The sequence below is a fragment of the Pseudomonas sp. KB_15 genome (assembly GCF_052114525.1).
GTDB lineage: Bacteria > Pseudomonadota > Gammaproteobacteria > Pseudomonadales > Pseudomonadaceae > Aquipseudomonas.
Genome location: NZ_JBFREX010000051.1, coordinates 63906 through 70020 on the forward strand (window position 1 = coordinate 63906; position 6115 = coordinate 70020).

The window sequence follows — 6115 nt, forward strand, 5'->3', positions numbered from 1 at the left end:
TGCTGATAAGTAATTGTTTTATTGAGTGTTAATGCTTTTGTGTAAAGAACTTACATAATTGGCGAGATCCTTGCAGAACCACCATCACCCCCCTTCACGACATCAAGGCGGCTGGTGATGGAAAAAAAGCGCAGTGCAACGAAAATTCTTTCGATGTGCCTGACGGGGTCAAAGGCTCACGCAACACCACGCGGATGGAAAACGCTCTGCCGTCTACCGTGCAGGCCAGTTTCAATGCCCCAATCAATGTGCAGACTGGTTGGTGCGCACTACGTGAATTGCGCAGCACGGCCAACCTTCCTCACTGGCGACGGCTTCGGCCCTAAAGTGACCGTCAAGCAATGAACAGGGAGGGTGTCGACATGAACATGAAGATGCATTCACCACGCTCACGCGCCTTGGGCATGCACCTGGTGCTGATGTCGGTGACCGGTTTGCTGGCCAGCCAGTTGCTGGTCGCCAGCCAGCCACTGTCGACGCCCGCACCTGCCCCGGCATCCACTCCCGAGTCCGCTGTCGTTGAAGCCGCCACCCCGTGGGGTGGTAACTATTTCCCCAACACGCTGCTGACCGATCAGGACGGTCAGCAACTGCGTTTTTTCGATGACATGATCAAAGGCAAGGTGGTGGTGATCAACTTCATCTTCACCTCGTGCAGCGACTCCTGCCCCCTGGAAACCGCGCGCCTGCGCCAGGTGCAGAAACTGCTGGGGGATCGGGTCGGCAAGGACATCTTCTTCTACTCCATCAGCATCGACCCCTTGAGCGATACCCCAGAAGTGCTCAAGGCCTATGCGCAACGCTTCCAGGTCGGGCCAGGGTGGAAATTCCTCACCGGGGAGTTCACCGACGTCACCGAGCTGCGCAAGAAGCTGGGGTTGTTCATCGAAGGCATCGATAACGGGCGCAACAAGGACCACAACCTGAGCCTGATCATCGGCAACCAGGCAACGGGCCGCTGGATGAAATCCTCGCCGTTCGAAAACCCGTGGATTCTGGCCGACCAACTGGCCAATTCCTTGCAGAACTGGAAGCAGCCCAGCGTCGAAGAAAGCTACGCCAACGCTCCGCAAATCCGTCCGCCGAGCAATGGCGAAGAGCTGTTCCGCACCCGCTGCGCGTCTTGCCACAGCCTCGGTCCGCTGGACGGGCAGGGCATCGGCCTGCACAGCATTGGCCCGGACCTGATCGGCGTGACCCGTCAGCGTGATCCGGCCTGGCTCAATCGCTGGATCCGCGAACCTGACCGCATGCTCGCGGAAAAGGACCCGATAGCGATGGAGCTGTTCGAGCGCTACAACAAGATCGCGATGCCCAACTTGCGGATGGACGAGCGTTCCGCCCAGTCCATCATCGATTTCCTGCAGGAAGAAACCGACCGTCAGCATCCGCCAGCGGCGCCTTTGGCCAGTGGTAACGAGGAGCCTGAACATCATCATTCGGTCGCGCAACCCGACATCCCCAAGGTGCAATAGTGTCAAAAAAATTACGTTGGCCAGTCAATGGCAATCAATGCCACCTACACTGATCCAGATAGCGGCTGAACAGGCTCGATTTCAAGCATCCAGGACACCGCCATGCAGATACTCGAACAACAAAAAGTAGCTGCGCCGCAGGCTCCGGCAGCACAACGCAAGGGTTGGCGGCCGCAGTTCAACTTGCTGCGCTGGTTCTCCCTGGCGAGCTTTCTGATCATCGCTGCGGTGGCGCTGGGGCTGGGCTACATCTCCACGCGCTTTGTGGTCGACGAAAGTATCGAGCGCGACTCGTTGCTGACCGCGCAGTTCATTCAAGCCATTGGCGAGGCTGAAGTCCGTCATGCCGGGATTTCGCCGGGCAAAACCATGGGCGAAATGCTCGACCCGCGCCTGGACCATGCCTATTCCGACGTCAGGCCCGAAGCCCGGGCCGCCGCGCGTGTTGAGTTTCTCGACCATGTGGCGCATCTGCCGGACATCCTGCTGGCGACGGTGTACGCCCTGGACCGCACCGTGGTCTGGTCGACCAACCCCGAGTTGATCGGCGTGCGCATCGAAGACGACAAAGAGCTGGACGAATCCTTCGAAATGAAATCGCCGGTGTCCACCCGTTACCACGAAATCGATGAGGAGCGTCCCGAGCAGCGCTTGCTGCGCGAACCGGAGTATTTGTTCGTCGAGAACTACATTCCGATGTTCAACGCCGACACAAGCAAAGTGATTGCCATGGTGGAAATCTATAAAGAGCCGCTGGATCTGGTGGGGCGCATCCAGCGTGGCTTCAAGGCGATCTGGCTGGCCACGCTGATCGGCGGGGCCGCCATTTATCTGGGGCTGTTCTGGATCGTGCGGCGTGCGGCGATACAGCTGCAGAGCCAGCAGAAACAGCTGATCGCCAACGAAACCTTTGTCGCCTTGGGGGAAATGTCCTCGGCGGTCGCCCACAGCCTGCGCAATCCACTGGCGAACATCCGTTCCAGCGCCGAACTGGCCCAGGACATCGCCAGCCAGAGCGCACAGAAAAACATTGGCGACATCATCAATCAGGTCGACCGCATGTCGCGTTGGGTCCGTGAATTGCTGGTGTCGTTGCGGCCGATGAATGACGACTTTGAATCGGTCGACCTGGTGCTGGCCCTCGAAGACACCTTGAGTGCCTTTGAGTCCCTGATCAAACGTTCGAACGTCGAAGTGCGTTTCTCTCCTGTCAGCGTACCACCGGTCGTCAGCCAACAGGTGCTGCTCACGCAGATACTCAATAGCCTGTTTGCCAATGCACTGGAAGCCATGCCCAAGGGGGGCGTGCTGACGGTCGAGATCGATTCCTCGGTGCCCGGCGACTTGAGCATGATCCTGACCGACACCGGCAAGGGCATGTCCAAACAACAGCAACAAATGGTCTTCAAGCCATTTTTCACCACCAAACAAGGCGGGTTGGGCGTGGGCCTGGCCCTGGTCAAAAGAATAATGGAGCGGTTTGACGGATCGGTCGAACTGACCAGTCGGGAGCAGGAAGGAACCCGCGTTTGTCTCAATTTCAAAGTGGCAACGGGAGGGGCATATGGAGCACAGCATTCTGCTGGTCGAGGATGACGAAATCCTCGCCGAGAATATTCAGACTTACCTGGAGCGCAAGGGCTTCGAGGTGAGTGTTTGCCACTCGGCCGAAGATGCACTGGAGCAATTGGGTACTTTCGCTCCTGACGTGGTACTGACCGACAACTCGTTGCCGGGCATGAGTGGTCATGACCTGATCCAGAAGCTGCGCATCAGCGCGCCGGATCTGAAAGTGATCATGATGACCGGCTACGGCAACGTCGAAGACGCCGTGGTGGCAATGAAAGAGGGCGCCTTTCACTACGTCACCAAACCGGTGGCCCTGCCAGAGCTCAAGTTGCTGCTGGACAAGGCCCTTGCCACCGACCGCATGGAGCGCACGCTGTCGTTTTACCAGGAGCGCGAGGCCCAGAAGTCGGGAGTGCAGGCACTGATTGGCGAGTCGGCGCCGATGGTGTACCTCAAGGGCACCATCAGCCAGTTGCTCGACGCCGAACGGCGGATGGCCAACAGCGATCTGCCACCGGTCCTGGTCGAAGGCGAGACCGGCACCGGCAAGGAACTGGTGGCCCGGGCCTTGCACTTCGACGGCCCGCGAGCCAAAGGCCCGTTCATTGAATTCAACTGTGCTTCGATCCCGTCCAATCTGGTGGAATCGGAACTGTTCGGTCACGAGAAGGGCGCCTTCACCGACGCCAAGGATCGTCGCATGGGGCTGGTGGAAGCGGCCGATGGCGGCACGCTGTTCCTCGATGAAATCGGTGAAATGGACCTGCTGTTGCAAGCCAAGCTGCTGAAGCTGCTGGAAGACCGGACCATTCGCCGGGTCGGGTCGGTGAAGGAGCGCAAGGTCGATCTGCGGGTGATCAGCGCCACCAACTGCAATCTCGAACAAATGGTCCAGCAAGGCAAATTCCGCCGCGACCTGTTTTTCCGTCTGCGCATCATTTCCATCAAGGTACCGCGCCTGTATGCCCGGGGAGCCGATATCCTGCTGCTGGCCCGGCACTTCCTGGGGCTGCATGGCAAACGCTACGGCAAGCCGAACCTGCATTTCAGCGACCAGGCCGAAGAGTTGCTGCTCAGCTACAGCTGGCCGGGCAACGTGCGCGAATTGCGCAACATGCTGGAGCAAACCGTATTGCTGGCGCAAAGCGATACCATCGCCGCCCATCAGTTGAACGTCTGCCTGAGCCTGGTGGATGAGCCACCGATGTTTCATCACGAACCGCAACAACTCAGCGAACCACGTCCGTCCTACAACGGCAGCGAATCCATGAACCTGCCGGAAGTGGAGCGCGACATGGTGCGCAAGATGCTCGACAAGACCGACTGGAACGTCACCAAATCGGCACGCCTGCTGGGTCTTAGCCGTGACATGTTGCGCTACCGGATCGAAAAGCTCGGCCTCGCCCGTCCGGACAAACGCCAGTGGTAGGGAAACCAATTGAGAACGCCCCCCAGGCTCACTGCAACATCGGGCCTTGCCTCAGGCAGGACAGCATGCAGTCGGGGTTCTCGACTTCCTGGTTCACGTACACGCCACGCTCCGGATCGTAGGAGCGGATAAACACCCGAACCGTGGCGTCGGCCACGGTCGGCAGGCGCGAGTCGTAGAACACGTGCTCGCTTGAAACCGGAATGAATTCCCCGGGCGCGGTCGGGATGTACGAACCCGGCGGCACAATGCTGATGGACGGTGGTACGGGGTGGGCGAAGGGTTGGTCGGTGCCGTAATAGTTGAATTCACTGCTGTAGTCAGTGGTGTTTGGAAAGGTGTCGGCGTGGGCGATAGCGGTCGCGCTCAGGCAGAAGGCGAGCAAAAACGTCAGGTTGGTTTTGTTCATGGCAACACCTGCTAAATCGGTTTAACCATATATACCCCAAGGTCATTAACTATAGCTGCCGCCGTGGGCAGCCGTCGGCACTGTGCGGATTACAAGTTCACAACAGCTGCCAGGATGAGGTTGATCTAGACTCCGGCCGGTCAAATCGACGACCCGAACCCTGGAGCAAGCAATGGAACTGCCGACAAACGTACAAGCCATCGCCAGTAACCGCGATGCCTGGAATGACTCCGCCCGTCACCACAAAGACTCCTGCGAATGGCAAGCCTTGTTGAAAGACGTGGCGCACGCGGATTTTTCCTGCCTGGATGACACCCTGACCGCTTTGCTGACCCAGACAGGTGTCGACGGCAAGGAGGTGGTGCAACTGGGCTGCAACAACGGCCGCGAAAGTCTGTCGCTGTTCGCCCTGGGCGCGCGAAGCGTGGTGGGCGTCGACCAGTCCGGCGCGTTTCTCGAACAGGCACGGGAACTGGCGGCCCGCTCACCCCATGCACCGCAATTCATCGAAGCGGACATTCACCACTTGCCGGCTCAATTGGAGGATCGCTTTGACCTGGCGCTGATCACCATCGGCGTCTTGAACTGGATGCCGGACATCGGCGAATTCTTCCGCCATGTGGCGCGCACGCTGAAGCCGGGTGGTGCGCTGGTGGTGTACGAAACCCACCCGTTCCTGGAAATGTTCGACCCCGAGGCAGCCGATCCTTTTCATCTGGCCAGTTCATACTTCCGTCGCGAACCGTTCGTGCAGCATGAACCGATTGTCTACGAAGGCAAGGTCGAACAGCCGTCGGCGGCCTCCTACTGGTTCGTCCACACCCTGGGCGAGCTCTTCAGCGCCGCCATTGCGGCAGGGTTGCAGATCCGTCATTTCAAGGAATACCCGCATTCCAATCGCGAAGAACTCTATGACCGCTATCAGCAGCAGGTGGCGCAGTTGCCGTTGTGTTTTACGTGGGTGGTGGTGAAGAGCTGAGTGCATATCCGTTTCTGCGGTAACGGCGGCTTATGGTTTCGCCCTTACGGCGACTCACTTTTTTTACAAGCGCCGGAGTGCCGGCCCAGCAAAAAAGTAAGCAAAAAAACGCTCGCCCCTGACGTACGGCCCCTCGCTTAGGCTCGGGGTTCCTTCGCTCCGGCATTCATCCGGGGGCATCGCCTCCGGTCGGCTTCGCTCGACCTCCTCTCGATGTGTTCGGCTGCGCCGAACGGCGCTGCGCGCCTACCCCC

5 protein-coding genes are annotated in these 6115 nt (G+C 59.1%); 4 read left to right on the plus strand and 1 reads right to left on the minus strand.

Going from position 1 to position 6115, the window contains the following annotated elements; translation table 11 throughout:
• Positions 1-362 precede the first annotated feature (362 nt).
• The 3 genes from AB4Z35_RS26330 to AB4Z35_RS26340 all read left to right on the plus strand — a co-directional run bounded on the left by AB4Z35_RS26330 (position 363) and on the right by AB4Z35_RS26340 (position 4473).
• Positions 363-1475 carry an SCO family protein gene (locus AB4Z35_RS26330; protein ID WP_442100297.1) on the plus strand — a complete coding sequence of 371 codons (1113 nt, stop codon included), beginning with the start codon at positions 363-365 and terminating at the stop codon, positions 1473-1475.
• A 102-nt stretch (positions 1476-1577) separates the two neighbouring features.
• Complete coding sequence (locus AB4Z35_RS26335) at positions 1578-3071, plus strand: sensor histidine kinase (protein ID WP_442100299.1); 1494 nt, start codon at positions 1578-1580, stop codon at positions 3069-3071.
• A complete protein-coding gene (locus AB4Z35_RS26340) occupies positions 3040-4473 on the plus strand; it encodes a sigma-54-dependent transcriptional regulator (protein WP_442100301.1) in 1434 nt (477 codons plus the stop codon). Before AB4Z35_RS26335 ends, AB4Z35_RS26340 begins: the two co-directional genes overlap by 32 nt.
• Before the next feature lie 28 nt (positions 4474-4501).
• On the opposite strand, the gene AB4Z35_RS26345 is transcribed toward AB4Z35_RS26340, so the two are convergent.
• Entirely contained in the window at positions 4502-4882 is a 381-nt protein-coding gene (locus AB4Z35_RS26345; protein ID WP_442100302.1) for a hypothetical protein, read from the minus strand.
• Positions 4883-5054: 172 nt separating this feature from the next.
• Here AB4Z35_RS26345 and AB4Z35_RS26350 point away from each other — a divergent pair, with 172 nt between their 5' ends.
• Positions 5055-5861 carry a class I SAM-dependent methyltransferase gene (locus tag AB4Z35_RS26350; protein ID WP_442100304.1) on the plus strand — a complete coding sequence of 269 codons (807 nt, stop codon included), beginning with the start codon at positions 5055-5057 and terminating at the stop codon, positions 5859-5861.
• Positions 5862-6115 lie beyond the last annotated feature (254 nt).